This window comes from Nocardia sp. GCM10030253 (assembly GCF_042675075.1).
Taxonomy (GTDB): domain Bacteria; phylum Actinomycetota; class Actinomycetes; order Mycobacteriales; family Mycobacteriaceae; genus Nocardia.
Genome location: NZ_JBHTDL010000006.1, coordinates 557,873 through 584,415 on the forward strand (window position 1 = coordinate 557,873; position 26,543 = coordinate 584,415).

29 protein-coding genes and 1 tRNA gene are annotated in these 26,543 nt (G+C 65.7%); 7 read left to right on the forward strand and 23 right to left on the reverse strand.

All coding sequences use genetic code 11. From position 1 onward, the window contains the following. Position 1 precedes the first annotated feature (1 nt). From ACFQZZ_RS14910 to ACFQZZ_RS14965, 12 genes are all read right to left on the reverse strand, one after another. Positions 2-1,807, reverse strand: coding sequence for a hypothetical protein (locus ACFQZZ_RS14910; protein ID WP_378679827.1), 1,806 nt, complete (start codon positions 1,805-1,807; stop codon positions 2-4). Positions 1,808-1,834: 27 nt separating this feature from the next. Continuing rightward, positions 1,835-2,203, reverse strand: a complete 369-nt coding sequence (locus ACFQZZ_RS14915) for a hypothetical protein (RefSeq protein ID WP_378679830.1) — start codon at positions 2,201-2,203, stop codon at positions 1,835-1,837. A gap of 7 nt (positions 2,204-2,210) precedes the next feature. Continuing rightward, a complete protein-coding gene (locus tag ACFQZZ_RS14920; protein WP_378679833.1) occupies positions 2,211-2,861 on the reverse strand; it encodes a hypothetical protein in 651 nt (216 codons plus the stop codon). A gap of 22 nt (positions 2,862-2,883) precedes the next feature. Then, complete coding sequence (locus tag ACFQZZ_RS14925) at positions 2,884-3,477, reverse strand: hypothetical protein (protein WP_378679836.1); 594 nt, start codon at positions 3,475-3,477, stop codon at positions 2,884-2,886. A gap of 41 nt (positions 3,478-3,518) precedes the next feature. Further along, positions 3,519-5,534: a hypothetical protein gene (locus ACFQZZ_RS14930; protein ID WP_378679839.1), complete on the reverse strand. Its 2,016-nt coding sequence runs from the start codon at positions 5,532-5,534 to the stop codon at positions 3,519-3,521. Beyond that, complete coding sequence (locus tag ACFQZZ_RS14935; RefSeq protein WP_378679842.1) at positions 5,531-6,616, reverse strand: hypothetical protein; 1,086 nt, start codon at positions 6,614-6,616, stop codon at positions 5,531-5,533. The genes ACFQZZ_RS14930 and ACFQZZ_RS14935 overlap by 4 nt, the downstream gene beginning before the upstream one ends. After that, positions 6,613-6,999: a hypothetical protein gene (locus ACFQZZ_RS14940; protein ID WP_378679845.1), complete on the reverse strand. Its 387-nt coding sequence runs from the start codon at positions 6,997-6,999 to the stop codon at positions 6,613-6,615. The genes ACFQZZ_RS14935 and ACFQZZ_RS14940 overlap by 4 nt, the downstream gene beginning before the upstream one ends. Then, positions 6,996-7,289: a hypothetical protein gene (locus tag ACFQZZ_RS14945; protein ID WP_378679847.1), complete on the reverse strand. Its 294-nt coding sequence runs from the start codon at positions 7,287-7,289 to the stop codon at positions 6,996-6,998. The genes ACFQZZ_RS14940 and ACFQZZ_RS14945 overlap by 4 nt, the downstream gene beginning before the upstream one ends. Beyond that, complete coding sequence (locus ACFQZZ_RS14950) at positions 7,286-7,624, reverse strand: hypothetical protein (protein ID WP_378679850.1); 339 nt, start codon at positions 7,622-7,624, stop codon at positions 7,286-7,288. The genes ACFQZZ_RS14945 and ACFQZZ_RS14950 overlap by 4 nt, the downstream gene beginning before the upstream one ends. Beyond that, positions 7,621-7,962 carry a hypothetical protein gene (locus ACFQZZ_RS14955; protein WP_378679853.1) on the reverse strand — a complete coding sequence of 114 codons (342 nt, stop codon included), beginning with the start codon at positions 7,960-7,962 and terminating at the stop codon, positions 7,621-7,623. Before ACFQZZ_RS14955 ends, ACFQZZ_RS14950 begins: the two co-directional genes overlap by 4 nt. A 145-nt stretch (positions 7,963-8,107) precedes the next feature. After that, a complete protein-coding gene (locus ACFQZZ_RS14960) occupies positions 8,108-8,383 on the reverse strand; it encodes a hypothetical protein (RefSeq protein ID WP_378679856.1) in 276 nt (91 codons plus the stop codon). Continuing rightward, the gene (locus ACFQZZ_RS14965; RefSeq protein WP_378679858.1) at positions 8,380-8,604 is read right to left on the reverse strand and encodes a helix-turn-helix domain-containing protein; all 225 of its coding nucleotides are present in this window, start codon (positions 8,602-8,604) and stop codon (positions 8,380-8,382) included. Before ACFQZZ_RS14965 ends, ACFQZZ_RS14960 begins: the two co-directional genes overlap by 4 nt. Before the next feature lie 348 nt (positions 8,605-8,952). Here ACFQZZ_RS14965 and ACFQZZ_RS14970 point away from each other — a divergent pair, with 348 nt between their 5' ends. Continuing rightward, positions 8,953-10,035: a hypothetical protein gene (locus ACFQZZ_RS14970; RefSeq protein ID WP_378679861.1), complete on the forward strand. Its 1,083-nt coding sequence runs from the start codon at positions 8,953-8,955 to the stop codon at positions 10,033-10,035. Here ACFQZZ_RS14970 and ACFQZZ_RS14975 read toward each other — a convergent pair. Continuing rightward, on the reverse strand, positions 10,032-10,688 hold the full coding sequence (locus ACFQZZ_RS14975) for an HAD family hydrolase (protein ID WP_378679864.1): 657 nt from the start codon (positions 10,686-10,688) through the stop codon (positions 10,032-10,034). The two genes, ACFQZZ_RS14970 and ACFQZZ_RS14975, sit on opposite strands and share 4 nt — an antisense overlap. A gap of 221 nt (positions 10,689-10,909) precedes the next feature. Here ACFQZZ_RS14975 and ACFQZZ_RS14980 point away from each other — a divergent pair, with 221 nt between their 5' ends. Further along, positions 10,910-11,389, forward strand: coding sequence for an NUDIX hydrolase (locus tag ACFQZZ_RS14980; RefSeq protein ID WP_378679870.1), 480 nt, complete (start codon positions 10,910-10,912; stop codon positions 11,387-11,389). 83 nt (positions 11,390-11,472) lie between these two features. Here the strand turns inward: ACFQZZ_RS14980 and ACFQZZ_RS14985 are convergent, their stop codons facing one another. The 3 genes from ACFQZZ_RS14985 to ACFQZZ_RS14995 all read right to left on the reverse strand — a co-directional run bounded on the left by ACFQZZ_RS14985 (position 11,473) and on the right by ACFQZZ_RS14995 (position 13,090). Then, on the reverse strand, positions 11,473-11,916 hold the full coding sequence (locus ACFQZZ_RS14985; RefSeq protein ID WP_378679873.1) for an HD domain-containing protein: 444 nt from the start codon (positions 11,914-11,916) through the stop codon (positions 11,473-11,475). A 70-nt stretch (positions 11,917-11,986) separates the two neighbouring features. After that, positions 11,987-12,919 (reverse strand): tyrosine-type recombinase/integrase, encoded by a 933-nt coding sequence (locus ACFQZZ_RS14990; protein WP_378679876.1) that lies wholly within the window; start codon positions 12,917-12,919, stop codon positions 11,987-11,989. A gap of 97 nt (positions 12,920-13,016) precedes the next feature. Beyond that, a tRNA-Ile gene (locus ACFQZZ_RS14995) sits at positions 13,017-13,090 on the reverse strand. A 121-nt stretch (positions 13,091-13,211) separates the two neighbouring features. Here ACFQZZ_RS14995 and ACFQZZ_RS15000 point away from each other — a divergent pair. After that, complete coding sequence (locus tag ACFQZZ_RS15000) at positions 13,212-13,643, forward strand: nitroreductase family deazaflavin-dependent oxidoreductase (RefSeq protein ID WP_378679878.1); 432 nt, start codon at positions 13,212-13,214, stop codon at positions 13,641-13,643. A 28-nt stretch (positions 13,644-13,671) separates the two neighbouring features. Here the strand turns inward: ACFQZZ_RS15000 and ACFQZZ_RS15005 are convergent, their stop codons facing one another. Next, positions 13,672-13,818 carry a hypothetical protein gene (locus ACFQZZ_RS15005; protein WP_378679881.1) on the reverse strand — a complete coding sequence of 49 codons (147 nt, stop codon included), beginning with the start codon at positions 13,816-13,818 and terminating at the stop codon, positions 13,672-13,674. 221 nt (positions 13,819-14,039) lie between these two features. After that, positions 14,040-15,035 carry a zinc-binding dehydrogenase gene (locus ACFQZZ_RS15010; protein WP_378679884.1) on the reverse strand — a complete coding sequence of 332 codons (996 nt, stop codon included), beginning with the start codon at positions 15,033-15,035 and terminating at the stop codon, positions 14,040-14,042. An 829-nt stretch (positions 15,036-15,864) separates the two neighbouring features. Between ACFQZZ_RS15010 and ACFQZZ_RS15015 the strand changes: the two genes are divergently transcribed. Then, on the forward strand, positions 15,865-16,332 hold the full coding sequence (locus tag ACFQZZ_RS15015) for a hypothetical protein (RefSeq protein WP_378679887.1): 468 nt from the start codon (positions 15,865-15,867) through the stop codon (positions 16,330-16,332). A gap of 3 nt (positions 16,333-16,335) precedes the next feature. Here ACFQZZ_RS15015 and ACFQZZ_RS15020 read toward each other — a convergent pair whose 3' ends face one another. The 3 genes from ACFQZZ_RS15020 to ACFQZZ_RS15030 form a co-directional block, all read right to left on the reverse strand. Beyond that, entirely contained in the window at positions 16,336-18,114 is a 1,779-nt protein-coding gene (locus ACFQZZ_RS15020; protein WP_378679890.1) for an SDR family oxidoreductase, read from the reverse strand. Between the two features lie 127 nt (positions 18,115-18,241). Then, positions 18,242-19,348 carry a PDR/VanB family oxidoreductase gene (locus ACFQZZ_RS15025; protein ID WP_378679893.1) on the reverse strand — a complete coding sequence of 369 codons (1,107 nt, stop codon included), beginning with the start codon at positions 19,346-19,348 and terminating at the stop codon, positions 18,242-18,244. Positions 19,349-19,412: 64 nt separating this feature from the next. Then, a complete protein-coding gene (locus ACFQZZ_RS15030) occupies positions 19,413-20,315 on the reverse strand; it encodes a metal-dependent hydrolase (RefSeq protein WP_378679896.1) in 903 nt (300 codons plus the stop codon). Between the two features lie 268 nt (positions 20,316-20,583). Between ACFQZZ_RS15030 and ACFQZZ_RS15035 the strand changes: the two genes are divergently transcribed. After that, positions 20,584-21,981: a wax ester/triacylglycerol synthase family O-acyltransferase gene (locus ACFQZZ_RS15035; protein WP_378679899.1), complete on the forward strand. Its 1,398-nt coding sequence runs from the start codon at positions 20,584-20,586 to the stop codon at positions 21,979-21,981. A 183-nt stretch (positions 21,982-22,164) separates the two neighbouring features. On the opposite strand, the gene ACFQZZ_RS15040 is transcribed toward ACFQZZ_RS15035, so the two are convergent. Together ACFQZZ_RS15040 and ACFQZZ_RS15045 are read right to left on the reverse strand one after the other, a co-directional pair. Beyond that, positions 22,165-23,100, reverse strand: a complete 936-nt coding sequence (locus tag ACFQZZ_RS15040; protein WP_378679901.1) for an alpha/beta fold hydrolase — start codon at positions 23,098-23,100, stop codon at positions 22,165-22,167. A 101-nt stretch (positions 23,101-23,201) separates the two neighbouring features. Further along, on the reverse strand, positions 23,202-23,660 hold the full coding sequence (locus ACFQZZ_RS15045) for a MaoC family dehydratase (RefSeq protein WP_378679904.1): 459 nt from the start codon (positions 23,658-23,660) through the stop codon (positions 23,202-23,204). Positions 23,661-23,816: 156 nt separating this feature from the next. Between ACFQZZ_RS15045 and ACFQZZ_RS15050 the strand changes: the two genes are divergently transcribed. Continuing rightward, positions 23,817-24,557 (forward strand): glucose 1-dehydrogenase, encoded by a 741-nt coding sequence (locus ACFQZZ_RS15050; RefSeq protein ID WP_378679907.1) that lies wholly within the window; start codon positions 23,817-23,819, stop codon positions 24,555-24,557. Positions 24,558-24,764: 207 nt separating this feature from the next. Continuing rightward, positions 24,765-26,531 carry a hypothetical protein gene (locus tag ACFQZZ_RS15055; protein ID WP_378679910.1) on the forward strand — a complete coding sequence of 589 codons (1,767 nt, stop codon included), beginning with the start codon at positions 24,765-24,767 and terminating at the stop codon, positions 26,529-26,531. Positions 26,532-26,543: the final 12 nt, after the last annotated feature.

The following is a 26,543-nucleotide window of genomic DNA, read 5'->3' on the forward strand; positions in this document are numbered from 1 at the left end:
GTCACCGGCTCCGTTCGATCCCGTTGCGCGGCTGACCGTTTCCGTTGCGCTCGTAACCGCGGGCGTCGTCGCGGTCCTCCCGAGACCACGCCTGGGTATCGCCCTGCCGCTCAGCCTGGCGCCGCTTATCCATCTCGGCGCGATACGCATCAGCGCCGCCGCGGCCCCACCAATCAACAAACTGCTCGGCCTCACGCACCTTCTCGGGTGACCCGCCCTCGGCGAGGGCACGCACCTGGCGCGCAATAACCTCGGGGTCGGCGTCGAACCCGGCGTCGGCCAAGTTCTTGGCGACCAACCGGTCGGTGATGGGGTCGGATGACTTCCCGCGCTGAGCGGCTGCCGTGTTAGCGATCCGCTCATGCGCCTCCCGCACCGCGCGGGCTCCGTCGACATCAGGGCCGCCGCGGTGACCATCACGTGAGGGGTTGCGGGTGCGGCTGCCATACCGCTCGTGTTCAGGGGTGGCCTGAGCGAGCTTCGCGACAGCTTCGTCGCGTTCGCGCTTGTAGCGATCCCGTTCCGCGGCAACCGCTTCCATGCCTGGGCGGTCGGCTACTTGCCCGATCTCGGCGGCGAGACGAACATTGCGGACCTTCAATTCCTCGATCTGCCCGGTCGCGGCTTCAAGTTTCGTCTTCATCCCGTCCCGGTCGGCGGTGACCGCGTCCAGACCGCGCTGCAACACCCCAACCCGGCTCGCGAACCGGTCACGGTCCTCCGACATCTCCCGCAGCTGCTTCTCGATCTCGGCGATCCGCGCATCAACCGGCGCCTCCTGCGCGGCGGCGGGACGCGTACGGTCCTCCTGTGGCTGTGGTTGTTCACTTCGGTTCCGGTGGCGGTGATCCTGATACAGCTCCCGGACCTCGTCGGTAACCATGCCGATCGGCCCATCCACTCTCTGACCGCCGTCACTGACGTTGCGGTCGCGGATGTTCGCGGTGAAGTCCTCCGCCCGGCGGCTGCTGGTGTCGCGGTAGGTGTCGAGCTGGTTCAACGTCCACGCATACGCCTCCTCACGAGTGGCGAAATCCTGTACCCGCGGCCGGTCGGCATGCGGGACGGCCGCCGATTCATGGCCCTCCAGCGGGACCACGCTGGACGGGCCCACGAGCACTACGAACTGCTTACCCCCATCAGTCCTGCGCTGTGTCGGCTGCGGAGAGCTGCTCTGCTGCTCAAGTTCGCTGATGCGCCTGCGCAGTTCAGCGTTCTCGGCGGTGAGGTGCGGAATCGGGTTGGCTCGCCGCTCGGCCGCGGCGCGCTGCTCGGCGAGGATGCGTTCGTTGCGTGCCTGCTCGCGGGCCACCCACTGTTCGGAGTGCACCGCCGTCGCGCGCGCTTCGATCGCGGTCTCGGCGTCCAACTGCGGGAACACCTTCTCCACTCGCGTGCCTGGGTCGGCTTCGACCGCATCGAGCGCCTGGACTACTTGCCCGCGATGCTCCAGCGACAGCGCTGTGGAATGCAGGGTGGATTCGATCGAGTAGCGAATCCCGTTGAGTCGCTCGGAGCTTCGCATCCACTCGTCCACACTGCTGTCAGGGGTCAAACGTTCCTGGCTGGTGGCGGCTTCACGCTGGTAGTCGTTGACGCGCTTGGTGAACCACGCCGCAGCGATCCGCTCCTCGCCGACCTGCACGCGCACGGCTTCAGCAAGGTCACGGCGCTCTTTGCGGGTGAGTTTGCGGACTGCGTCGGTGCGGTGGGTGGTGCGGTGCTGGTGGATCCAGCCGCGGGCGACGTTGATGATTTCGCGGAAGGTGCGGCCGGTGTCGCGGCCGATCTCGTCCATTTCGGACATGACAAGTGTTCCTTTCAGGGTTAGGGGTTATCGGGTGCGTTCGGTCCGCGGGCGCTGCTCGGCGAGTTGTCGTTCGCGGTGTTGGTCGGCTTGGTCGGTGAGCTTCAACCGGTTCGCGGGCTGGCGTGCCCGGTCGATCGCTGCCTCGACCCGATCCAGGTAGGCGCTCGCGATGAGGAGTTCGCCGAGAACGACAGCGGTCGCTTTGGTGGGTGTTGTCGGTTCGCCGAGGTTGTCCACGGCCAGCGACTGGGGGGTCGCCTCCAGATCGAAGTAGGGCTCGCGAAGGCGTATCAGCGCGTCACGCACCTGATTGATCCGGTCGTAGACGCCCGCCATCTCCCGGTACAGGTCCGATGGGATTGGCAGGATCGGCTCGTTCGTGTTGTCGGACATGGGGTAGTCACTCCTCGGTGGTGGTCGCGCTGGCGGTCTGGTCGGCGGCATCGGAGCTGGTGAAGTCCGGGTACGGGGGGAAGTCGCCGAAATCCGGTGCCATCAACGGCGGCGGATTGACCGCGAACGGCCGCGAACGGGCCTCGTCGATGCGTTTGGCCGCGATATCGAGTCGCATCCGGTCCGGCCGCGAGACCTTGTAGCGCGCCTCCCAGTTGTTGCGACGCTCCCTGAAGTCCATGAACAGGGCTTCGCGATGCCGATACCAGCCATGCATATTGGGGCCTCCGCACCGGTAGGACTTCTCGGCGGGCTCGATCTCGCACACCAGGTCCGGCAAGGCCAGCTCCTGCGGGCTGCTCACCGCACCGGGTGTGCTCAGCCACTCCGGACAGAACCCAGCGGCGTACCGGGCGGCCTCGGCGTCGCGCTCCTGGCGCCGCTGCTCATACTGCGCGTGGCACTTCTCGCGCAGTACCGCCTGCTCGGCGGCGATACGGTCCAGCTCGGCGCGTTCCTCGGAGGTGAGCCTGCGTCGGGCGCCGCTCTCGGCGATATCGTCCAAAGGGTCGAACTCAACGAGTGCGTACAGCGCCGCGAACACGCTCACACCGGCAGCCATGCCGATAGCGGCGTGTCGAATGTCTTTGCGGTTCATGATGATTCGATTCCTTTCGTGGTTACAGGGACGGGGAAGCCTGTGCGGTGCGGTTGGTTTCGTGCCGGGTGCGGGCGGTGTCGATGCCGGTAAGCAGGGCGCGGAACACCGCGACGATCGCGGTCGCGATAGCGGCGACGGCGTGCCCGATACCGCTGGTGACAGTCGTGAGAACCTGCGGGATGCTCGGGCGCAGCGCGGCGTTCCACCACAGGTAGGCCAGCCAGCCCGCGCCATAAGCTCCGATCGGGCCAGCGACAAGAAACGGCTCACCCCACCCCGCGGTCACGGCGAGAGCAACCACAAAAGAGGAAGCTCCAGCGCTGCGACGGATCGTCCGGCCGCGGGCCTCGCTGTCGGTTGCGGTGAGGACGGGATCGGTCACGTCGGTGTCGGTCTTGACCAGGCGCAGCGCGGGCCGTTGCGGTTGTCCGGTTTCCGCTGGCGGCGGCCAGTGGTCGGGCGGCGGGTTGTCGGCTGCTGCGATGACGTCTTTGAGGTAGTCCTCGAACTCGTCGCCGAGGATGTCGCCGATCGCTTTCGGCTCGGTCGGCACGCGGCCTTCGTCGGGTTCGTTCTCGTCGTTGTGGTCGTGGTTGTCGCGGATGATGCGCATAGGTGTTGCCTCACAATCGGATCGGTGAAATCGGGGGTTGGTCACGCGGCGGCGCCGGCGCCGGCGGTCTTGGTCTTCGCGGCGGCCTTTTCGGCTTCGGCGGCTGGTGTGCCCGGCATTGGGTGCAGGCCGGTGGGATCGACGGGCACTACGCGGCCCCATTGGGCGCGTCGGCCGCGGGCGTAGACGAAGTCACCGGTGTCGAGCTGCCGCAACACATCCGGGTCGACAAGCCACTTCTCCCCAACCGAGACCTGGCCCTCGTCGCCGTGGCGCTGGCCTTTGATCAGGTGCCGCGACGGCAGCATTTCGCGCAACGACCCGACGTGTTTGCAGAGGTCTCCGGCGTTCTCGTTGTAGCCGAGCAACACCCCACCCGCGCACGCCTTGAGCAGCCGATTCAACGACCACGCATCCGCGGCGAGACCTTCTTGGGATTGGGCGGCGAACAGCAGGGCGACACCTTGGGACCGGCCGCGTTCGCACACGTCGGTCAGGTCGATGGCGCCTTGCCGGGTGGTGGTCGCGGATGCCTCGTCGATGATCACGCTGACGCTGCGGCGCTGGTCCTTGGCGGTGCGTCCGGCGCGCAGCATCACCATCCGCAAGATGGCTGAGACCTGGGCGCGGGCGGCGTCCTTGTCCATCCCGGGCACCGTCACGTACAGGACGTCGATGTCATCGAGGTCTTTACCGCCGTCGAACACGAACCGGCCGTCGTGGTCCTGCAACAGGTCGAACAGGTTGCTGGCCTTGATCAACATGTCGTCGATCTGCGGGACCTTCTCCGCCTGCAACGCGGTCACCATGCGCTTCACCTGCGGGTCCTCGCCCCAGATGTCGAGCAACGTCTTCGCATCCAGCCGCGCCAGGAACTCCGCCGAGGAACGCGGCGGCCCGACCGGAGCGTCGATCACCAAAGACACGATGCGACGGCGCATCTCGTCGAAATGCTGGCCTTCACTGGTAGCGGCGCCGCCCGCGTTGAGCATGTCCCCGACCACCGCACGCTGGTCGCGGGCGGGCATGCTGTCCCACAGGTTCAGCCGATCGACACCCGGCATCACCATCGCGATCCGGGACGGTTCGATCCCCTTCCGGACGGCGTAGTCACGGACCTCGATGCCGAGGTCTTTGTCGTCTTGGCCGCCCTTGCAGGAGATGAGCACCGTCAGCGGGCGGGGATGCTTGCGGCGCATCGCGGGCACGTCTTTCCACTGCTGCCACGCCCGCCACTCGTAGTCGAGCAGCCCGACGAAGTAGCGTTTGATCAGCTCGGTCTTGCCCGAACCAGTGGTCCCGACCACCGCCAGGTGCCGTTTGGCTTGCTTGTGCGGGATCGCCACCCACTGCTGATGATGCGAGGTCAGCTCCCGCCACAACCCGGCCGGTTTGGCTGTGGTGCGGTCGGCGAGCGGACCGAGCACGATGCTGTCGCCGACGCTGTAGGGCGCACCATGTTTCGCGGCGTCCGCGGCGCGAGCGAACTTGCGGACCAGCATCGCGTCCTTGACCCGTTCGGTGCGACCGAGCGACTTCAACCCGACGGTGTGGGTCTTGTGCACGAACTTCGCCCACAGATACGTCGCGGTCAACGCCGCGAAAGGCACCCCGAGCGCGAGCATCGCGCGCAACCCGGACAGATCACCATCGACAACGCGCGCTGCTCCGCTCCACAGCAGCGCCGCGGGCACCGACCATGAACCACCGGCCAGTGCTGAGGTGGCGGGCATCAACAGCGACGCGATCGCGAAGTTACGCAACCGATGCGGCGCCAACGGCCACCGGTAAGCAACAGCCACGATCATGACCAGCATCGCCACCACAACCACCCCGATCACCGTCGCGGTACCGACGCCGTGGGTGACGACCGACAAGTCCGGCAAGTCGATGCCGTCCAGGTGCTTGATCGGCGGTGCTTCCGGGAACAGCGCTCCCGACGGTTCCGGCGCGGTTGTCGGCGCCGCCGGGTCGACCGGAGATGTTGGCATGGTGGCGGTGCCGAGCGGATCGCAGTCGGAGGCGGTGAGGATGGGTTGGCAGTTCTGGTTGGTCATGACGCTTCCTGGGAGAGATGAATGAGCGTGCGACGGCGGCGATTCGAGCTCGCGGCCTTCTTGGCTTCACGCAGCGCGGCGTAGCGGGTGAGGAACTTCGCCCATTCGGCGTCGAAGTCGCGGATCACCAACTCCAGCTCCAACGCGTCACCGAACTCTTTGTCCGGCAACCTTTTCGACGCGGCATCGACGTTGTCGGCGACCCCGGCGGTGCGGCACAGATACAGCACTCCGACCATCGGTTCGTCGGTGCTGTCGCGGGCGGTGCGGATCGCGCCTTTCAACGCGATGTCCATGTAGTCGGGGTTTTTCTCCGACAACTCGACTTCCAGCGCCCACCAGCCGTGGCGGCCCCTCACCACGCCGAGGAACCGGCCGTCGTGTGCGTGAGGGCGACCCGGCATCGGCTCCCGACCGGTCGATACCTCGACCTCGCTGCCGCGCTTGGCGCCGGCGGTTTTCCCGATCCGGTGCCGCAACGTGCGCTCTGACACCCACAACCCGGAGTCAGACCCGACCAACATCACCCGCGACTGCGCGACCGCGCGGTAATGCTCGGCGAACATCGGTTTCGGCTGCCAATCCTTCGGCCGCCACCCCAAATACTTCGCCGCGGTAACCCGGGTCGGTACCGCCCACTTCTCCCCGGGCTGCACCTGCTGCAACTCGTAGACATGCTTGGCGTCGACCAGATCCCGGAGCAGGCTGTAGACATGGTTGCGTTCCATCCCGAGGAACCAACCGACGACATCGACCTGCATCCCGTGCATGTCCGACAACGCCGCCAAGACAGCGGTTTTCGTCGCCGTCGACTGCGGGCGCGCGGTGCCGATGATCTCGTGCGCGGTGCTGCGCGGCAGCCCTACTATCCGACTGATCTGATCCAGACTGCGACCCGCACCGTGCAAGGCGCTGATCTCACCGAGACAGTTCTCAACTGTCCGCGCGGTGACCCCCAACGTTCGGGCGATCTCCCGATAGGTCGCACCGCTACCACGCAGACCGATGATGATCTGGTCTTGATACTGGACTTCCAGATCCTCGTAGCGGCCCTTCAGCGGCTTCTTCGTATTGCGGTTCATCGGCTTCGCTCCCTTCCCTGATCGCGCGACTGGGCGCGGCGGGCGGTGATGTCGGCGCGGGCCTGCTCGATCACCTCGCGCATATCGCTGGCATCGATTCCGCGGCGCTCAGCCGCGAGCGCCGACCGCGTCCACCGCGCCAGCTGCAACGCCTCCAACTGCGCGTCAGTCGAAACCCGTATAGGCACAGCCGATTCCGCGTCGTACAGGTACGCCTTGCGTGTCGTTCCGCTCCCACGCAGCACCTGGCCCTCGTACGCGCCCCCAGGCCGCTGTCCCTCGCGCCTGAGCTGACGCCAGGTCCGCAGATGCTGCGGCGCCAACCTCCACGGCCATGTCGGGATGCCGTGCCGTTCGCCGTCTGGATCGAGGTATTTGCTCATCGCGATCGCTCGATCTGGCGGGAACTCCTCCGCAGGTCACGATCCCGCTCGGCGGCGGCGATATCCCGCAGGCGGTCGAACACCACCATCCGCTCCGCGTGGACTTCCTCGCTGGTGTCTTTGACGTGCTGGTTCCTCGACATTTCGAACTCGTTGTCGCGCCACCCCTTCGCCTCCGACACCTCAGCAACGGCGAGCACGATGTCGGACAGCACGTCATGCGCAAGGTCCAAGCGTTCAAGCTCGGCCTCCAGACGTGCCCGCTCCTGGCTTCGGTCCGGTGCACTCATCGCCGCACCTCCGGAACCTGCGACGCAGGAACACACGACCCCGACTTCTCCGGCGGCACACCGGAGTTCGCGGATCGGCAGATGTTCGGCGACGGCGTGTAGTCCTGAAGATCAATCCACGCAGCGGTGCATCCACCCATCGCGATCAGGAGCAGCACCACGAACGCAGCCATCCGCAGTACCGGGGGCAGCAGCCCCAGCGGGGAATAGACCGCACCGGTACCGGTGAACTCCGGGCCGGACATCGAATGCAACGCTGTGGAACTGGTCCGGCTGCGGTCGACATGCGGAACCGGGTAGCTCGGCAGCGGGGCGTCACGCCAATCGCGGCTCACCGTGACCGCCCCCGATCAACCTGCGACCGATCGGACAGCTCGCGCTCGCGCTGTGGGTACTCGCGGATCTTCTCCGCCAACCCCCGCGCGGCTTGAGACCACGTCAGCGGCGCGGTCATCCCGCGGGCCGCGGCGCCGACGTTATTCGCCGTCCATTTGACATTGACGCTGCCGAACTCTTCGTAGCCCTTGTCGTAACGGTCGGCCTGGGCCTCCAACGACTTGTAGCGGGCCTGCAACGCCGTCGTCCGCGCCTGCAACAGCTCCTGCTCACGGATGATCGCGTCCAACTCATCCAGCAGATCAGCCGGATCATGCGGCGGCTCATTCGTGCTCATCGCCGAAACCCCCGCCGACGCGAACCACGCCACAACGCGACCGCACCCAGCACCATCACCGTGAACCCGACAACCTCGGGAGCAGTGAGCACTAGATATCCGACCGCGACCGCACCGACAGCCAGGCCGAACGTCCGGGCGCGCATTACGCTGCCCCACCCTTGTGCTGGTTCTGGCAACGCCGACGGCGAGACTGCGCGGAATTCAGCGCCAGTCGGGTGAAGTGCGCCTTGCGGGCCTGATTGGCGCGATATGCACGCTCTTCAGGGCTGAGCAGACCGTCCGGGTCCACCAACCGGTCAAACTTGGTCAGCAGAGCCTCGCGGGCCTTCTTGGTCCGAGCAGCGCGGTCCGGGGTCTTTGCCCACGACGCGTGTGCAGCAATCCGCGCCTGCAACGTGCGTTCCGAGGGGGTACTCATGCCACGCCCTCCGAGTCGCTGAGGGCGGCAGGCCGTACAAGGCCCAGCAGCTCATCCCGCTGTACTCGCCACATGCGGCCGTTCACAAGGAAGCCCTGAAGGTCCCCGGCCTTGATCCAGTTCTTGATGGTCTTCACATCCACGGCGACAAGCGCCGCGGCAGTCCTGAGGTTGATGAGATCTTTTGGTGCCTCAACCGGCTGTTGCGTACTGATGGTCAACGGAGATCACTCCTTTGGTAGAAACGGGGGGAAATTGCTCTACCTGAATGATCTGGCCGATAAAGGGACATCACGAGGACACGCAAGGGGACATTGAATGGCCGATTCATGGCCCCAATGGATACTGATGTCCGGCTTAAGGACTAGAATGGGCGTATGTCGACTTCAGGGAACGCCGCACTTCGGGCGGCACGCCAGGCACTTGGCTACCGATCCCAGGCCGCTCTCGCCGACGCCGTTACCGAGACCGCACGGACGATCGGACTCCGTGTTGAGGTCTCATCCCGCACCGTTCGCCGCTGGGAGTCAACCGAGCCCCCGTGGCCCCACCCAGAGCACGCAACTGCCTTGGAAACGTTGTTCAAGCGGCCCATAACTGAGCTGGGATTTACACCGCCATGGTCACCCGAGGCTTCAAGCTCGCAGAGCGGACGCGTCGGCAGTGCCGATGCGAACCATGCGATAGGTCAACGGATCTTCGGTGCCACGCCCCCGTCGCTGCCGTCATCGGTAGCCACCGACTTCATGACCATCACCGTGTCCCACCGTCATCTGTACTGGGCTGTCCCTGCCGCCAGACTCCACCGATCGGTGGCCGAGCATGCGCAGCTCGGCCTCGAACTACTTCCGCAACTTACGGGGGCCTCGAAAACGCTTCTCGCCAAGGCGCTTTCGGAGTCGAGCCTGCTCGCCGGTCGGCTGGAGTTCTTTGACCTGCAACAACCGGAACTCGCTCAACCAAGTTTCGTAATCGCTCTCCAGGCCGCGCACGAAGGCGGCGACTCACTCCTCGGCGCGGCCACGCTCGCCCATATGGCGTTCGCACCCGCATTTTCAGGAGACGCATCGCGAGCCGAGGAAGCTCGGGAACGCATTCGGGCGGCACGCGCGTTTGCTCGCCGCGGCGGCGCGAACGCTGAGATGGTCGCCTGGCTTGACGCGGTCGAGGCAGAGGTAGAGACCAGGTTCGGTGATACTCGCCGAGCGCTGAATCTGGTCCACCATGCCGAGGAGACGTATCAAGAACACGACGCTGAGACACAGCCGTCGCCAGCGTGGCTGGACTGGTTCTCGCCGATCCGTCTCGCGGGATTCAAAGGCAACACCCTGATGGTCGCGGGTCGCGGACGGGAAGCGCGGGAGACGTTGGAGGAAGTGCTGTCCGACCTACCCGAGGAGGAGGTCAAGCAGCGATCGATCTACCTTTCGGACGCCGCAGCGGCATCCATACTCGAAAACAATCCCGAACGGGCGTGCCAGTTCCTCGAAGAAGCTCTCGATGCGGTGGGCCGGAACTGGTACGCGACTGCGATGGACCGGATCAAGACTGTTCGACAATCGTTGCGGCAGTGGGACTCTCTGCCGGCGGTGCGCAGCCTCGATGAACGGTTGTACGACTGGCATACGACCGTCAGCTCGTTCGTCGGTTAGTTGGAACCGTTCTCGGCTGCAACGATTCCCGAGAGTTCGTTCAGGTCGCGGATTTGCCAATCGGACAAGTCCGCGACCTCCTGTTTGTTGCGGTGAATCCAGCCCCACGGCCCGCGCAAGATGTAGGCGGTCCGCATGCCGGCCTTCTTAGCGGGAGTCACGTCGTTGTCGATCCGGTCGCCGACGTACACGATCTCCTCGGCCGGAAATCCCGCTGCCTCAATGGTCTTTTCGAAGAACCCCTGCGCAGGCTTCTGAATGCCCCAGTCGTCGGAGGTCGCGATGAAGTCAGTCGGGAGATCGAGGCCACGCAACAGCCCTCCGGCGCGGACCGTCTGGTTCCCGACGATGCCGACCCAAACGCCCATCTCGCGCAACTTGGTTAGCGCCGGCCGGACGTCGGAATACAGGTCGTCCTCGCCGAACCACTCCGGCTTTCCAGCATCAGCCCGCGCTTGGCGCTCCCGGTCCAGGTCGAATCCAGGCTGGAAGACCTGGAAAGTTTCCCGGTAGTCGAGGCCTGCGGCGATCACCGCCCCAAATACGGCGGCGAAAGTGTGCCTCGGCACACCGAGCCAGTCTGCCCACGTTCCATACTCGCGGGTCTCGTCGACCAGCGTTTCGCCAACATCGAAGACGACAGCAGAAATCACGCTCCCCACCGTACCTGTGCACACCGACCACCCACCGACACGCTCATCGGCTACTTGTCTGTAGACATGATCCGGTCGTAGGTTCATGCACGCATACGGTTTGCCTGGGGCGTACGCCCCGGCGATGCACCTGCGTCAACTGCCCGCAGGCGATCTTTTCGAGACCTACATGACCAGTTTCGAACACGTCTGGCTGAATGCAACGGCTGAAAGGTAAGCGGATGAGTCGCGTCGACTACTTCCACGACCCGGACGCGCCGGAGGCCAACAGCATCAAGGTGGCTGTCAGCGCATTCGTCCGAAATCACGAGGGCCGGATCTTGATGATCCGGCGTACGGACAACGACAAGTACTCGATACCTGGTGGCGGGCTCGAGGCGGGCGAAACTGTCACCACGGCCGTCGTTCGCGAGGTTCGCGAGGTTCGCGAGGAAACGGGGGTAGACGTCGAGGTCTCCGGGCTGGTCGGAATCTTCTCGAACCCGGACCATGTCATCGTCTACGACGACGGCGAAGTCCGACAGGAATTCTCGATCTGCTTTAGCGCCGATCCCGTTGGTGGCACCCTTCGCACCAGTTCAGAGTCAAAAGAGGTTCTGTGGATCGCCCCGCAGGACATCCCAACGTTGGACATCCACCCGTCGATTGCCCTCCGAATCGAACGCGGACTCCAACAGACCGACGGCCCGTTCTTCACCTAGCCGCTTGCCGCAACGCCTCGATGCGAGCGACTGCTTCCAGCAGCTCCGCCGCCGCCTCGGTGGCCGACCGAGTGACGACGTGGTCAGGTCCGTACCGCTCGCACACCTCGGCCAGAAGTTGGTGAACGTCGGTCGTGCCACCTGTCGGCGTTGTGGTCATGTCTGCCCACCACAAGGCGTCTCGCAACGCGGTGCACTCGTCCGGCCACGGCAGCGACACGGACCGGTGGCGCTTCGACATGCGCGCAGGAATGGTTGGCGACCAGGGCACACAACCGACGTGGCGCGCCCGGAGCCTCTCGAAGCTCCGCACCGTCAACCGGATGGAACCCTGCGGCGGCGATTCGCTGCCCGTACCCGATGTCGTACAGCCAGGCCGCTGCGACAACCAATTCCGGGTCGTCGACCGCATCAGCAACCCGCTCCGACTGCCGGGCGACACCCTCGACGTGCTTGAGCCGACTAGGCGACTCCCGAAGCTGCTCGCGGGCGACCTGCTCGGCCCATGCGACAAGATCGTCAGTCATGACATTCACGGTATCGCCCATGCACGACGGCGTGCACGGGGCTGCAATTCAGCCATGGTCAGGTCCGTTCTTACAGCTTGTCGCCGAGTCGCGCGCGGCGGTGGGCAGACTTCGCTCGCTCGTCTGCTACAGACTTGCCGTACCGGTCGAGCATCTGTCGCGAGCGCCATCCGGCCAGCATCATCAGGTCCTGCTCTTGACCGCCGTTGGCGAGCCAGTTGTGGGCGAACCAGTGCCGAAGCATATGCGGGTGAATGTGCTCGATCCCGGCCGCTTGGGCACGCCGCTCCAGCATCTGTCGGATACCGTGATCGGTCATCGGCCCTTGCCGGCCGAGCCACAATCGCTCACTCTTCTTCGCGAACGGATGTTGACTGCGGGCACGCAGATAGCGCCGCAGAGCGATCCGCGTTTTGTCGCCGAAGGGCGACGATCGCGGTCGACCACCCTTCCCAACTACCAGCGCGGTGTCCTCCTCGAAATCGAGATCGTCAACAGCGAGGTTCGCGACTTCGCCGCAGCGGCAGCCCGTGTCGGCAAACAGACGGATGATCGCATTGTCTCGGCGCGACACAAAATCCGTGCTGGAGCACTCCTCGAGCAGCGTTCGCAGCGCCTCGACAGTCGGCACCGGAACTAGCTTGTCCGGCGCGTCCGGCAGGCTCAGCTTGATGAAGGGGTCGACATCGATGATCTCTTCAGCCGCAAGGTATTTGAAGAACTGCTGAAGGCTTCGGTACTGACTGCGCGCGTACTGCGGGGAGAGCGGCTCTCCCGTCCGCCGATTCTTTCCAGCCAGCAACGTCTCGATGTACCCACCGATGTGGTCCCTGGTGATGTCGGGCGCGTCCGTCGGGAGGGACTTGGAGATCAGGTAGTCGGCGAAGTACCCGATGTGTACGAGGTACACATCGATCGTCTTCTTGGCCCGGTTCTTCCGCCTCAGCTCGGTCGCGAAGTCGTCCTTCAACTCACGGATGTCGTCTAGCGAAGCGGTCCCCATCCTGCGATGGTACGCCCGTAATCTATTCGTGGAAGAGCGCTGTTCTAGATCGAAACCTCTCCAGAAAAACAAAAACCCGCTGGTCAGCGGGTGTTTGTGGGGCGGGTGGGGCTCGAACCCACGACCAATGGATTATGAGTCCACGGCTCTAACCGACTGAGCTACCGCCCCTCTTCCGCGGGTATCGCGCGGGCGTGGGGGATGCTACCGCGTGCGGCGCGGCTTGCACCACTCGGATACCCAGGGGTGGTTAGGGTGGGGCGTAAACCACCACCGTTCTGGAGGGTCGGCCATGGGCAGCGTGTTCGCGAATGTGCTGAAGGTGCATCAGTGGGTTTATGAGAACAGTGGCGGGGTGGTGGGGCATCGGTTGTTGTTCGGGAACCCGACGTTGTTGTTGCGAACTGTGGGGCGCAAGACGGGGCAGAAACGGACGTCGGCGCTGACGTATGGGCGGGATGGGGACGACTATCTGGTGACCGCTTCGAATGGCGGGTCGCCTCGGCCGCCGGGGTGGTTGGCGAATCTGAAGGCGAAGCCGGAGTGCGAGATTCAGGTCGGTCGGCGGAAGATGCAGGCTGTTGCGCGGCCGACGCTGCCGGACGATCCGGAGTATGCGCGGCGGTGGGGAATCGTGGACAAGGTGAATCAGGGGCGCTACAGCGCGTATCAGAAGCTCACGAAGCGGCCGATCGCGGTGGTGGTACTGACGCCGGTCGACTGAGCCGGCTCAGTCGACGCCTCCGGCGACCTCAGCTGTCGCCGTCGCCCCAGTCCCCGTCGGAATCGCTTCTGTCCCAAGGACTCACGTCTATCGGCGGCCTGCTGGCGAAACTCACGACCGCGGAGACCAGGACGAGCACCGCGACGACAACGACAACGACAATCAGAGTTTGCACGCAGGCACAGTAGCGCTGGGCCGAGCGTCGCGCATCGGCGCCTATGACCAGTTGTGTGCTGCCACAGTCTATTTGGTCACCTTACTTGTCAGCTTGCCCAGTGAACCACCGCCGCTCGCTGTGCGATGTACCAACCGACTGTGCGAATTGCCCAACCAGCCACACGAAGAATCACCGGGCCTGGGAACACCGACCGGTGATCCCAGGCTTCCGGTCCCGGCTCACACCGTCAACAAAGTGCGCCCCACCGTGGTGCGGGATGCGATGGCGGCGTGTGCACGGTCGGCCTCCTCCAGCGGAAAGGTCTGGCCGATCACCACTTCCACATTTCCCGCCACTACCGCGGACTGGGCACGCTCCGCCAGCGCGTGCCAATCGGTGTCGTCGCCGGTGATATCGAACAGCCCGAGCACGGAGATGTCGCGGGCCGCGAGAGCCGCATCATCCAGCTCTGCGAATCCTCCTGCGGCAGCGCCATATCCGATGAATCGGCCGCCGTCCGCGGCTGCTTCGACGGCAGCTCCGCCCAGGGCGCCGCCCGCACCGTCCAGTACGACGTTCGCGCCTGCCCCGCCGGTCGCGGCACGCGCGTCGGCCTGCCAATCGGGCTCGGAGTAGTCGACGACGACGTCCGCACCGAGCCGGGTGGCCAGCTCGAGCTTCGCCGTACCGCGCGCCGCGGCGATCACGTGTGCGCCTGCGGCGCGGGCGAATTGGATCAGCAGGGTGCCCAACCCGCCGCCCGCCGCGGTGATCAGCACCCACTCCCCCGGCTGGAGCTGCGCCCTGTCGAACACAGCGAGGGCGGTCTTGCCGTCATGTGCGAGCGCGACAGCCTGCACTACGCTCAGCCCCTCGGGCACGGCGACCAGAGTGTCCGCCTTGGCGAGTGCCTTTTCGGCGTACCCGCCGATCGGCCGCCCGCCGCCGATGCCGCTCGCGGCGGTCGCGGTGGCAACCCGCTTGCCGAGCCAGGCCCGATCCACATCGGCGCCGATCGCCGAGACCACCCCACCGATCGCGCCGCCCGGCACATACGGTGGTTCCAGCTTGAAGAATTCCGTGCCCCAGCCGCCGCGCAGCTGGGTGTCGAGGAACATCACGTCGGCGGCCGCGACATCGACGACCACCTCGCCCGGCCCGGCCACCGGCTCCGGCACTTCCCGCACCTCGAGCACTTCCGGTCCACCGAACTCCGTCGCCTGCACAGCCCGCATGACATCCTCCATCGCTTCATCGTCTGATCGGTTCACGGACCAGCATGAAACCTGAACCGCAGTTCAGGTCAATGCGCCGACCGCCGATTACGCTCAGCGCAGAATGACTCGACAGCGGTGGCCATGGTCCGCACCCGACGAGGTCGGCTCGGACGTCACCTGGAGGCGCCGGTGCGCCATCACCAGAATCGACAGGGCCACAAGGCAATACAGGACAGCGGCGTCATGATCGGAACCAAGCGCCATCACCCGGTACCCGTCCGCCCGGCCACCGTCACAGCCCGATTCCACCGACCGGGCGACGCCGGAGCCGGTCAGGAACCTCCGCCGCCACAGCTGCTCCCGCCACCGCCGCCACAACTGCTCCCGCCACCGCAGCTACTGCCGCCGCCACAACTGCTCCCGCCACCGTCGCTACTTCCACCACCGCAGCCGCCGCCCGAATCACTGCCGCCGCCCGAATCCCCCGCCATCCACGGCGACCGACGCCTCGGACGCCTGCCACGCGCCGGCGGAGCGCTGGCAGCCTTGACGATGACGAGGATGACGACCGCGATAAAGCCGCCGACCCCAGCCACCAGTACGAACAAAACGATGAGCGCGAGGCCGATCGACACCATGTGGGAATCGTATCGGCCGAGGACGTCCACGTGAACGGGTCAGAGCCCCCTTCTTTCACCAGCAGTGGAACTGTCGTGCCCGGTTTCGCCACCGGGCGACCGGCCGAGATCTCGGCAGAGTGCGAAAAGCCGTACAGTGAATCGTGGTCCTTTTGCGCCCCCGAAACCGTCTACGGCGTCGAATCGATCTCCACGAAGTCGACAGAATCGTGGCCGCACTCGACTTGCCCGAGGCGGTCTTCAAGACCAGCCCGTGGCAGCCACGGGACCTGGTGGAGACGGGCCTGCGGCAGTGGCTGCGCTGTTGTGGGGCGGCGATGCGCGACGGCCAGGTGATCGGAATGCCGTCGCACGCGGTAGACGAGGCGTGGCACGGGTTCATCCTCTGCACCGAGCGCTATGCCGCATTCTGCACTGCCGCCTACGGGCGGTTCCTGCACCATTACCCGGACGGCGTCGGGCCCCAGAAGGACTCGCCCCACAAGCACGCGCACGGCACCATGGCCGAACAGCTCGGCCGCACCGTGGTGGCCTGGTCCATGGTCGCGGCACCCGACGAAACCTGCGTGCTCTGGGATCTCGACACCAAGGTCGGTGTGGACCACCCGTGGGGCATCGACGCCCGGCGAGTCGCGGCTATCGAAGCCGAACTCCGGGCGCCAGGGGTACCCGGATAAACCTCAGGTGAGCTTCACCCGTGCGGCCACGAACCGGACGACGGCCGGCGCGAACTTGCTGAACTGGTACTGCAGCCGAGCCTCCGGAGTGACCGGGACAATGCTGCGGTCCCGTTCCACCGCCCGTACGATCCGCTCGGCGACCTTCTCCGGTCCGTAGCGCCGCATCCGGTAGAGCTTGTCGTACTGCTCCTGCTTGCGCTTCTCTTCCTCGGCGCTGACGCCCGAGAAAGTGGTGGTGGCAACGATATTGGTGTGCACGACGCCCGGGCAGATGGTGTGCACGGAGATATTGCGGGCGCACAGTTCCGCGCGCAGGCAGTCGGAGAACATGAACACCGCCGACTTGCTCGTGGAGTACGCGCTGAACCCCTGCTGCGGGCTGTAGGCCGCCATGCTGGACAGGTTGACGATATGCCCGCCGAGCCCGCGCTCGGCCATGGCGGAGCCGAAGGCACGGCAGCCGTTGACCACACCGCCCAGATTGATCCGCAGCACCCGATCGAACTCCACCGACGGCGTATCGAAGAAGCCACCGGCCTGGCCGATTCCGGCATTGTTGATCAGGATGTCCGGCACACCGTGCGTCTCGATGACGGCCGCGGCGTGCGCGGTCACGTCCGATTCGTTCAACACATCCAGCTCATAGGCGTGCGCCACACCGTGTTCGGCGCCGATCAGCTCCGCGGTTTCCTTGGCGGCCAGCGGATTGATGTCCGACAGCACGATCTCGGCGCCGAGTCGGGCGAAGGCCAGCGCGGTCTCGCGGCCGATGCCGCTGCCGCCGCCGGTGATGACCACCAGCTGATCCTCGAAGCGCCGCTGCTTGCCGCGGCCGACCTCGGCGCGACGCAGCCCGCGCGGCACCGCTGCGCCGTTGAGCGTGTCGATGAGCTCGGTGGTCGCGGTGGCGAGGAGTTCGGGGTGTGAGAACGGCATCCAGTGCCCGGCCGGGACGTCGCGCCGCCATAGCCGTGACACCCATTTGCGCTCGTCGTCGTAGCCCGCGGGTCGGACGGCGACGTCTCGACCGGCGACGATCAGCTGCACCGGCACCTCGGTGTGCCGCTCGCGCGGCGACAGCATGCGCTGCACGATATTGGCCCGGTAGATCAGCAGTCCGTCGACGATGTCCTTCCGGAAGGTCGGGCCGAGGGTGACATTCGAGGCCGGGGTCTCGTTCATGATCGACACCACCCGCTGCCACCGTTGCTCGGTGCCGAGCAGCCCGAAGGTCGCCCGCGGCAGTCCCGGCGTCATGAAGAAGAACGTGTAAGCCGAGGAAAGCAGCTGGCTGAACGGCTGCCAGACATTGCGCGGCGTCGGCCGGGAAAGCCTGGCGCGCATCCACTTTCCGATGTGATCGAGGTTCGGACCCGACACCGAGGTGAAGGATGCCACCCGCTCGGCCGCCTGCGGCTCGCACACCGCCTCCCACACCTGTACCGAGCCCCAGTCGTGCGCGAGCACGTGCACCGGCCGGTCGGGGCTGACCGCGTCGGCTACCGCGAAGAAGTCGGTCGCGAGCGCGTCGAGCCGGTAGTCCTCGGTGCGCCGGGTGCGCGTGGACCGGCCGTGGCCGCGGGTGTCATAGGTGACGACATGGAACCGGGTGGCCAGCAAGGGCACAACTGCATCCCAGAGATGATGGGTGTCCGGCCAACCGTGTACGAGCACAATGGTTTCCGCGCTTGGATCGCCGTATTCGTATACCGCGATGTCGAATTCGCCGCTGCGAACGATCCGCTCCGTGATCGCCGAGCCGATTTCGGTCGTCGTCATTGACGTTTCTCCTTGTTCCCCGGGTTCGTGCTCATGACCGCGCCGCGCAGGCGCTCTGATCCGTCGCGCCTGGCGGCGCTGTACTTATCGCCGCGCTGCGCCCGCCCACCGCGCATCAGGTTCACGCTCACAGGTCGAGCACCAATCGCCCACCCTGCGCTCGCGACACGCAGACGAGCATGTCGCCCGCCTCGTGATCGGCCGCCGTGAGCACGGTTTCGCGATGATCTGGCGCACCCGAAAGCACTCGCACCTTGCAGGTGCGGCAGAAGCCCTGGCGGCACGAGTACGGCCGGTCCGGACGGCTCTCCAGGATGGCGTCGAGGGCGGACCGGTCCGCGGCCACTTCGACAACCTCACCGGTAGTGGCGAATTCGATTTCGAAGGGCTGGCCGTTCACGATCGGCGGCGGTGAGAATCGTTCGGAATGCAGCTCCACACCCGGCATTTCGCGCACCGCGTCGATGACGACGGTGATCATCGGCACCGGGCCGCAGCAGTACACGGCGGTATCGGCGTCGACGCCCGCCAATAGCGTTGCGGCATCGGGCAACCCGTGCTCATCGTCGGTGCGGACGGTGACCCGATCGCCGAATGTTTCGATCTCGTCGAGGAACGGGATGGTGTCCCGGTTGCGACCGGTGTACACCATCGACCAGTCGATGCCGAGCCGCATCGCCAGCCGTGCCATCGGCAGGATCGGCGTGATCCCGATGCCGCCCGCGATGAAATGCAGACGGGCGGCGGATGATCCGTGGCCGGGCACCGCGAACGGAAAGGCGTTGCGCGGCCCGCGCACCACAATGCGGGAGCCGACCGGTAGCTCGTCGTGTACCTCGATCGAACCACCGCCGCCATTCGGAATCCGGCGCACCGCAACCCGATAGGCACGGGTATCGGCCGGATCACCGCACAGCGAGTACTGTCGCAGCCGTCCCGAGGGCAGTTCCAGATCCAGGTGCGCGCCGGGACGCCACGGCGGAAGTTCACGACCGTCCGGCGCTTCCAATCGCAGACTCACCACGTCCTGATCGCGGGCCTCGATCCGTCGGCCGGTAAGCACCAGTGCCTGTCGATGGTCGTCGATCCGCGGCGCGAGATCCCTGCGGTTGATCAGCGTGCTCCAGCGCAGTCGCGCGGAAGCGACCGCGTCGAGCACTCGGACCGCCCGGTCGCGATCGCGCTTGCCGAACAGGTCCGCCGGAAGTTGTCCCGGGGCAGGCAGGTAACTCACGACGCCGCCTGACCCAAGCTCGACCGCGTCGTTCCGTGAAGCACGGCGACCATGGCTCGCTCGCTCACGAGGCGATCGCACGCGCGGCGGGAGACTTGGCCAGGTAGGCGACCGCTTGCGCGGTAGATCCGACCGATTCCGGGTTGTAGCCCGGCTTGAAGGTCGTCAACGCGCTCCACAGCAGTGACGGCACACCGGGCAGCGCACCCCGCCACATCGATCCGAAGACCCTTTTGATCAACCGCGGGTAGCCGAGGTCGGGCAGCGCCGGATCCTGATGCACCATGAATTTGGTCCCGCGCACCACCAGGGTGATGAAGATCGGGAACACCATCATCATGACGGCCGCACGCCGGACGTAGCCCGCGTTGAAGTAGACCGCGACGTCGTGCGCGACATGCCGGTGTTCGACCTCTTCGGCACCATGCCAGCGGAACAGATCCGCGACCCGGGGGTCGGCCTCGAACTTCTCCAGGTCCGCATTGAGCACCCAGTCACCGAGGTAGGCGAAGAAGTGTTCCAGGCACGCAATGACCGCGAGTCGCTCCACCATCACCTGACGCTGCGCCACGCCCACGACGTCCCTCGGGCCCAGCGTCTTGCGAAACAGGAACTCGGCTTGGCGCACGTACGGCCCCGGGTCGATGCCATTGGCGGCGAGCACCTCGTGCAGCACCTTGTCGTGGGTTTCCGCGTGCATCGACTCCTGGCCGATGAAACCGAGCATCGCCTCACGGAGCTTTTCGTCCTTCACGAACGGCAGCGCCTCGGTGTACGCGGCACAGAACATGCGCTCGCCCTCGGGCAGCAGCAGGTTCAGCGCGTTGATCAGATGCGACGCGATCGGCTCGACAGGCATCCAGTGCAGCGGCGTGTCGGCCCAGTCGAATCGCACATTGCGGGCATGCAGCGCGACCTCACCGGGATCGATGTCCGGCCGCCGCTCAGCCCGGCGAAGTAGCTTCATCGGTACTCCTTTTTCGCACAAGCCACACCGCTCGTTGCACACCTTCCTGCGTGGCTGTAGCAACCATCATACACATATCTAGAACCACGGGTAACACACAATATGCGCCGAGATCCTGGCCGACACTCCCGAATAAATCCACCGGCGAATATTTCGGCGGCCTTAGAATCCGAACGGCGTTAGCCCACTTGACAATAGAGGCCGCCACTGTGACCCACCTCCCTCCCGTTACCCGAAAAACTAGAACGCGTTCTAGTAGGGTTTGGCTATGGAGCGACTAACCGGATTGGATGCCAGCTTCCTGTACCTCGAGACCGGGACTCAGCACCTGCATGTGTGTGCACTGCTGATCCTGGATCCCACCGCAGGGGGCACGCAGTACTCATTCGACACATTCAAAGCAGAACTAGGCAGGCGATTACCGCTGGTCCCACAGATGCGACGGCGGGTACACGAGGTGCCCTTCAATCTCGACCATCCGGTCTGGGTCGAGGACCCGGACTTCGACCTGGATTACCACATTCGGCGCATCGGCATACCGAGCCCGGGCGGGCGCGAGCAACTGGCCGAACTCGTCGGCGATATCGCGAGCAGGCCGATGGACCGCGACCGTCCGCTGTGGCAGATGAACGTGGTCGAGGGCCTCGACGACGGCAAGGTCGCGGTGATCTGCAAGTACCACCACGCGGCCGTGGACGGTATCACCGGAACCAACATGATGATGCACCTGTGCGATCTGGAACCCGGTTCGACGCGGCCCGAACCGACCGAGGAATGGCGGCCCGAGGCGAAGCCGAACGATTGGAAGCTGGCCGCCGAAGCGTTGGTGAACTTACCGAACAAGGCAGGCCTGGTCGGCATGGTGCCGAAGACTCTCGGCATGGTGGCCGGGTTCGTGCAGCGGCGCCGAGAGAACAAGGCGGGCATGGCTTTACCGCTGACCGCACCGCGGACCCCCTTCAATCGGGCCATTACCCCGCACCGCGCGGTCGCGTTCACCGAGACGAACCTCGATGCCATCAAGGAGATCAAGGCCGCCTTCGGGGTCAAGGTCAACGACGTGGTGCTGACCATCGTCGCCGGGGTGCTGCGCACGTACTTGGAGAAGCACGACGAACTGCCCGACCGCTCGTTGATCGCCTCGGTGCCGGTCTCGACGCACGACGACTCCCGCCACGCCGAAGGCATCAACAAGGTCTCCACCCTGTTCTCGCGCCTCGGCACCGATATCGCCGATCCGGTGGAACGTCTGATGCAGGTGGCCGAGTTCAACCGCGGTGCCAAAGAGGAATACAAGCTCATCGGCGCCGACTTCCTGCAGGACTGGTCGAAGTACGCCCCGCCGAACACCTTTCAGCTCGCCGCCCGCGTCTACTCGTCGTTGAAGCTGGCCGAAAGGCACCCGGTGGTGCACAACCTGGTGGTCTCCAACGTCCCCGGCCCGCCGATGCCGCTTTACTTCCTCGGCGTGCGCGTGGACGGCATGTATCCGTTCGGCCCGGTCTTCCACGGCGCCGGACTGACAATCACCGTGCTGTCCAACAACGATGACCTGGATTTCGGCTTCATCGCCTGCAAGGAACTGGTGCCCGACGTCGCGGTACTCGCCGACGCTGTTCCCGACGTGGTCGACGAATTGCTCGCCGCGGCACGCGCCCTGGACTGATCCACCGCCGCCCTGTTCGCCATCGCCGCCGAACAGGGTTGCCAACCCGGCTCCCGAGGCATCGTCGCCCGAGCCCGGCGGCGCAGCCCTTTCCTCAGCCCGGCAGAGTGCAGCCCGACCTTTGCCCGGCGCGAAATCACGCCTCCGAAGGCGCGCGATGCCAATGCCGCGCGGCCGTGCGAATTACTCCCCTGCCGCAGCCCGGTTCGACGCCACTCGAGCAGCAACAGCGGCGCAGGCCTCCAGCAGCACCGGCACGAACCGGTCGGCCTCGAGCACACAGGACGCGTGACCGCCCTTCACCAGATGGATGCTCGCACCAGGAATCATGGTCGCCATCTCCAACTGCCGATAGACCGGAATCGCCCGGTCACGGGTCGTAATGACAACAGCTGTCGGCATCTTCAGGGTGGAAAGCCACGCAGTGGAATCGAATCGGCCGACCTCGGCGATGACCTGCGCGAGCGCCCATCCGCTTGTACTGCGGAATTCCGTCAGGGCCCACCGCTCGAGCCGTCCCGGCGCCCAGGTATGTTCCGGCAGTTCCGGCAGCCGTTCGTGATACAACTCGGCCCGCTGAAAGGCGTAGGGGCCGAACGCATCGGCCAGCGCTCCGAATGCCTGATGAAAGGCCCGCTCACGTAACTTCTCCTGGAACCGATACGGCGTGGCGCACAGCACCAGACCTTTTACCCGATCCGGATGCCGGTGCGCGGCAAGCAATCCGACGACGCCGCCGAGGGAGTACCCGGCGCAGATGGCTCGTTTCACGCCCACCGCGTCGAGCACAGCGACGACATCATCGGCGCAATCCTCGACCGAGAACCGTTGGGAGCGAATACCACGGCCGTGCCAGCGCTGATCGAACACGATCACCCGGAACCGCTCGGCCAGCGCGTCGAGCGCGGGAAACCAGGTGAGGTACCCGGTACAGGCCGTGGCGTGCAGCAACACCAGCGTCGGCGCACCCTCCGGCCCAGGAATGTCGACCACATAGGTGCGTCCCCGCCCCGGTAGCTCCACGAGTCGCCCACCCGGTACCTCGGCAATATCGGGTACCCGAGCGCGCCGCCCGAGACGTCGCATCGCCGTCGCCGCATCGCGGTCCGGGTTCGTCATCGTGAGCCTCCTGCAGACGGTTCCCACTGGACAGAATTAGAACGCGTTCTACATCGATGATGCCACAGTACGGCGCACCGTTCCCGACGGAAATCGCCGCTTCAGGCCAGGGCGCGAACGATGTACTCGGCGACACACGCCGGCTTGTCGCCACCCTCGCGTTCGATCGTCACCCGCATGACGGCCTGCAGGCCGCCGGGCACCTCCTCGACGCTCACGATTCGGGCTCGGCCGCGGATGCGTGAGCCCGCGGGTACGGGCGAGGGGAATCGCACTGCGTTCAGGCCGTAGTTGAGCCGCGCCGCCGCGTCGGTGATGTGGATCAGGTCGGCCATGATCGGCGGCAGCAGTGACAGGGTGAGATAGCCGTGGGCGACAGTCGTGCCGAAGGGGCCGTTCGCGGCGCGCCGTGGATCGACGTGGATCCATTGCCGATCCTCGGTCGCCTCGGCGAACGCGTCGATGCGGTCCTGGCCGATCTCGATCCAGCGGCTCACGCCGAGTTCGACGCCCGCGGCGTTGCGCAGCGACTCCATGGTGAAAGAGGTGGGCTCGCTCATACGCCGAACCCTACGTTCCACCGGAAATATCGGTCCGGAACACCGTTCGAGCGACCGCCGGTCGGCTCGACAGCGCAACGCGACCGGGCACATTTCTGCAACGCGTTCCAGTATGTTGGCGGTGTTCGGCAACATACGAGAAACGGAGGTGCCGCGATGGCGCGGTTGACCGGCAAGGTGGCGTTGATCAGTGGTGGGGCGCGCGGCATGGGTGCGGCACACGCCAGGGCCCTGTTGGCCGAGGACGCGCGCGTGGTGTTCGGCGACATCCTCGACGAAGAAGGCACCGCACTCGCCAAGGAACTCGGCGACAACGCCGCCTACGTCCACCTCGACGTCCGCGAACCGCAGCAGTGGCGCGACGCGGTCACCGAAGCAGTCGACCGATTCGGTTCGCTGAACGTGCTGGTGAACAACGCGGGCATCGTCAACGGCAACCTGCTCGCCGACTTCGAATTGTCCGAATGGCAGCGGATCATCGACATCAACCTCACCGGCACCTTCCTCGGCATGCAGGCCGCCGCCCCCGCGATGACCAAGGCAGGCGGCGGCTCGGTCATCAATATCTCCTCCGTGGAGGGCATGCGCGGCAGCCCCGGCCTGCACGGCTACACCGCGACGAAATTCGCCGTCCGCGGCCTCACCAAGTCCACCGCACTCGAGTTGGCGCAGTACGGAATTCGGGTCAACTCGGTACACCCCGGCCTGATCCGCACCCCGATGACCGAGGGCATTCCCGCCGACTTCCTGCAGATCCCGATGGGTCGCGCCGCCGAACCCGCCGAGGTCTCGGCACTGGTGACCTTCCTGGCCAGCGACGAGTCCTCGTATTCGACGGGCGCCGAATTCGTCATCGATGGCGGACTCACCGTCGGTATCCCACACAAGACCTTCTGAGCGCGATGGCGCTACTGGGCATGGAAGCCACTGGCCACAGCGGCGATCCCCGGTAGCGGCGCGTGACGCATGTGGTGGCATCGACCCATGTGCTCTCGACCAGAATGGCGGCACTCGCAGCATGACGCTCGGACGGTAACCGACTACCGGACATCGGCCACGGAACCACCGTGATGTTGATACCCTGTGCACTCCAAGGGGTTTCGAATGATCGTGGATCCCCGTTCGAGCGTCCGAAGTCGAATTCGCGGTGGGGAGACCGACGTGGCGATTCCGGTGATCGACCCGGCCGACGAGGCCACTCGATACCTCGCGTCCGCGGTGCACCTCGATGACGATCTCGCCGATGTCCTCGTCGAGGAGTACCTGGCAGAGCCGAAACGATCCATTCCACCGTCGCCCGGCGTCCGCGCCGAGCCCGTGCTCCGCGAAGCGGCGGCCGCACAGGCTCGCCGCCGAATGACCAGCGTGGGTCTGCTCCTGCTGCTGTTCGGCATGTTGGTGACGAGTGCTCTGCTCGTATTCGGCTGGCTCGCCTCCGCGATCGCGTGGCGGCTCGGCGCGCTGGTAGTGGCACGGCTGGCACGACCGAAGTCGGGCGAAAGGGTCTGGCTGGTTTACCGATGGCAGCGCTGGTGCCTGACCGCGGGGCTGTGGCTGGTCCTCAACAGCGTCACCATCGCGTTGATCACACTGCCGTTCGTGCTGCTCGCGGTCGCCGCGGAGAATTTCGGCAGCGACTCTCAGAGCTGGTCGTCGGGCTCTGATGTCGCCGCGTATTACATGCTGGCGATTCTGCTGTCGCTGGTCATGTTTTCGCTCCTCGCGGCCCAGGCGTACCTGCGCAGGCGCACGGTGGACGGATGGTTCGGCTATGGCATCTATCAACCGAACGCCGCGCCGAGAAACTTCGTTTCCTGGGCCTGCGGCCCCTACGCCGCCCGGCTGGAGCGGATCGCCGCGGACGAGTCACGACGGGCACAGACGCCCAATGCCAGCGAAATCGTCGTGTACCGCGGCCACAAGCCGTTCGTCGGCGCGGGGGTGCGAGTCCAGAACTGGTCGATAGCACTCCCGCTGCTCACGGCGGGCGACAACGGCAAGGACGCCGCGGTGCCGGTCTTCAGCCCCGCGGAACTACAGGATTTCGTGGCCGCCGAGCTCGAGTCCCTGCGCACTCCGCAGACGCTGACGCCGGGCTGGCGGTTCAGCGGACTCGAAATGGTGCACTGGGCCACCCTCTCGGCACGCCACATGATGCACTACCCGGCGGCGGGGCCGTTGCTCGGCCAGTTGGACTCCGGCACGAATCCGACACTGACCGTGAAGGATTGGGTCGGCCTGATCGATAGTTCACCGGAGTGGCTGCGCTACCTGCGCTGCTATCGAGTGGAGGCATGGGAACGTCAGCTGGCCGTGTCGGGATATCTGCACGTCGGGTGTGACAACCGGACTTTGGTCCTGGAGTGGAACGCTTACGTGCTCCCGCCCGTGGCGCAGCAGTACCGGATGGTCGACGAGCCACCACGCGTACCCGAACTGCGTGCCCTCTGGCAGGCGGCGTGCGAGCTGGCGGTGCTGCCGGTCACCGTGCCCGCCCGAATCGCGGACCTGGTGCGCGGTGTGCGCGACATGGCCGGCATCGGCAAAGGCCGCTGGCGCACACCACTGCAGGCAAGTCGAGTATTCGGCGCGGTCGCCAGCCTGCGTGAAGTCGCGGCTGGCGACGAGTTCACCAATTTCTTCGAAGAATCCGACTGCGATCGCTACCTCAAGATCTTGGATCGGCGCATCTTCGACGCGGTACACCGGTTCCTCGAGACCAAGGGTCTGTCCACCGGGACCTTCGACGGTCTGGTGGCGCAGATCAACAACTCCACCGTGCTCAACAACTGCAATGTCATCGCGGGCAATGTCGGCGGCCAAGGCAATGTCGGCACCGTGGGACCGGGCAGCGCCGGTCCCGGCAAATAGAACAGGACAGAG

Bases quoted from the DNA above. Each gene is read 5' to 3' on its own strand.
- ACFQZZ_RS14910 (WP_378679827.1), bottom strand. From the start codon at position 1,807: ATGTCCGAAATGGACGAGATCGGCCGCGACACCGGCCGCACCTTCCGC.
- ACFQZZ_RS14915 (WP_378679830.1), bottom strand. From the start codon at position 2,203: ATGTCCGACAACACGAACGAGCCGATCCTGCCAATCCCATCGGACCTG.
- ACFQZZ_RS14920 (WP_378679833.1), bottom strand. From the start codon at position 2,861: ATGAACCGCAAAGACATTCGACACGCCGCTATCGGCATGGCTGCCGGT.
- ACFQZZ_RS14925 (WP_378679836.1), bottom strand. From the start codon at position 3,477: ATGCGCATCATCCGCGACAACCACGACCACAACGACGAGAACGAACCC.
- ACFQZZ_RS14930 (WP_378679839.1), bottom strand. From the start codon at position 5,534: ATGACCAACCAGAACTGCCAACCCATCCTCACCGCCTCCGACTGCGAT.
- ACFQZZ_RS14935 (WP_378679842.1), bottom strand. From the start codon at position 6,616: ATGAACCGCAATACGAAGAAGCCGCTGAAGGGCCGCTACGAGGATCTG.
- ACFQZZ_RS14940 (WP_378679845.1), bottom strand. From the start codon at position 6,999: ATGAGCAAATACCTCGATCCAGACGGCGAACGGCACGGCATCCCGACA.
- ACFQZZ_RS14945 (WP_378679847.1), bottom strand. From the start codon at position 7,289: ATGAGTGCACCGGACCGAAGCCAGGAGCGGGCACGTCTGGAGGCCGAG.
- ACFQZZ_RS14955 (WP_378679853.1), bottom strand. From the start codon at position 7,962: ATGAGCACGAATGAGCCGCCGCATGATCCGGCTGATCTGCTGGATGAG.
- ACFQZZ_RS14960 (WP_378679856.1), bottom strand. From the start codon at position 8,383: ATGAGTACCCCCTCGGAACGCACGTTGCAGGCGCGGATTGCTGCACAC.
- ACFQZZ_RS14980 (WP_378679870.1), top strand. From the start codon at position 10,910: ATGAGTCGCGTCGACTACTTCCACGACCCGGACGCGCCGGAGGCCAAC.
- ACFQZZ_RS14985 (WP_378679873.1), bottom strand. From the start codon at position 11,916: ATGACTGACGATCTTGTCGCATGGGCCGAGCAGGTCGCCCGCGAGCAG.
- ACFQZZ_RS14990 (WP_378679876.1), bottom strand. From the start codon at position 12,919: ATGGGGACCGCTTCGCTAGACGACATCCGTGAGTTGAAGGACGACTTC.
- ACFQZZ_RS15000 (WP_378679878.1), top strand. From the start codon at position 13,212: ATGGGCAGCGTGTTCGCGAATGTGCTGAAGGTGCATCAGTGGGTTTAT.
- ACFQZZ_RS15010 (WP_378679884.1), bottom strand. From the start codon at position 15,035: ATGCGGGCTGTGCAGGCGACGGAGTTCGGTGGACCGGAAGTGCTCGAG.
- ACFQZZ_RS15020 (WP_378679890.1), bottom strand. From the start codon at position 18,114: ATGACGACGACCGAAATCGGCTCGGCGATCACGGAGCGGATCGTTCGC.
- ACFQZZ_RS15030 (WP_378679896.1), bottom strand. From the start codon at position 20,315: ATGAAGCTACTTCGCCGGGCTGAGCGGCGGCCGGACATCGATCCCGGT.
- ACFQZZ_RS15035 (WP_378679899.1), top strand. From the start codon at position 20,584: ATGGAGCGACTAACCGGATTGGATGCCAGCTTCCTGTACCTCGAGACC.
- ACFQZZ_RS15040 (WP_378679901.1), bottom strand. From the start codon at position 23,100: ATGACGAACCCGGACCGCGATGCGGCGACGGCGATGCGACGTCTCGGG.
- ACFQZZ_RS15045 (WP_378679904.1), bottom strand. From the start codon at position 23,660: ATGAGCGAGCCCACCTCTTTCACCATGGAGTCGCTGCGCAACGCCGCG.
- ACFQZZ_RS15050 (WP_378679907.1), top strand. From the start codon at position 23,817: ATGGCGCGGTTGACCGGCAAGGTGGCGTTGATCAGTGGTGGGGCGCGC.
- ACFQZZ_RS15055 (WP_378679910.1), top strand. From the start codon at position 24,765: ATGATCGTGGATCCCCGTTCGAGCGTCCGAAGTCGAATTCGCGGTGGG.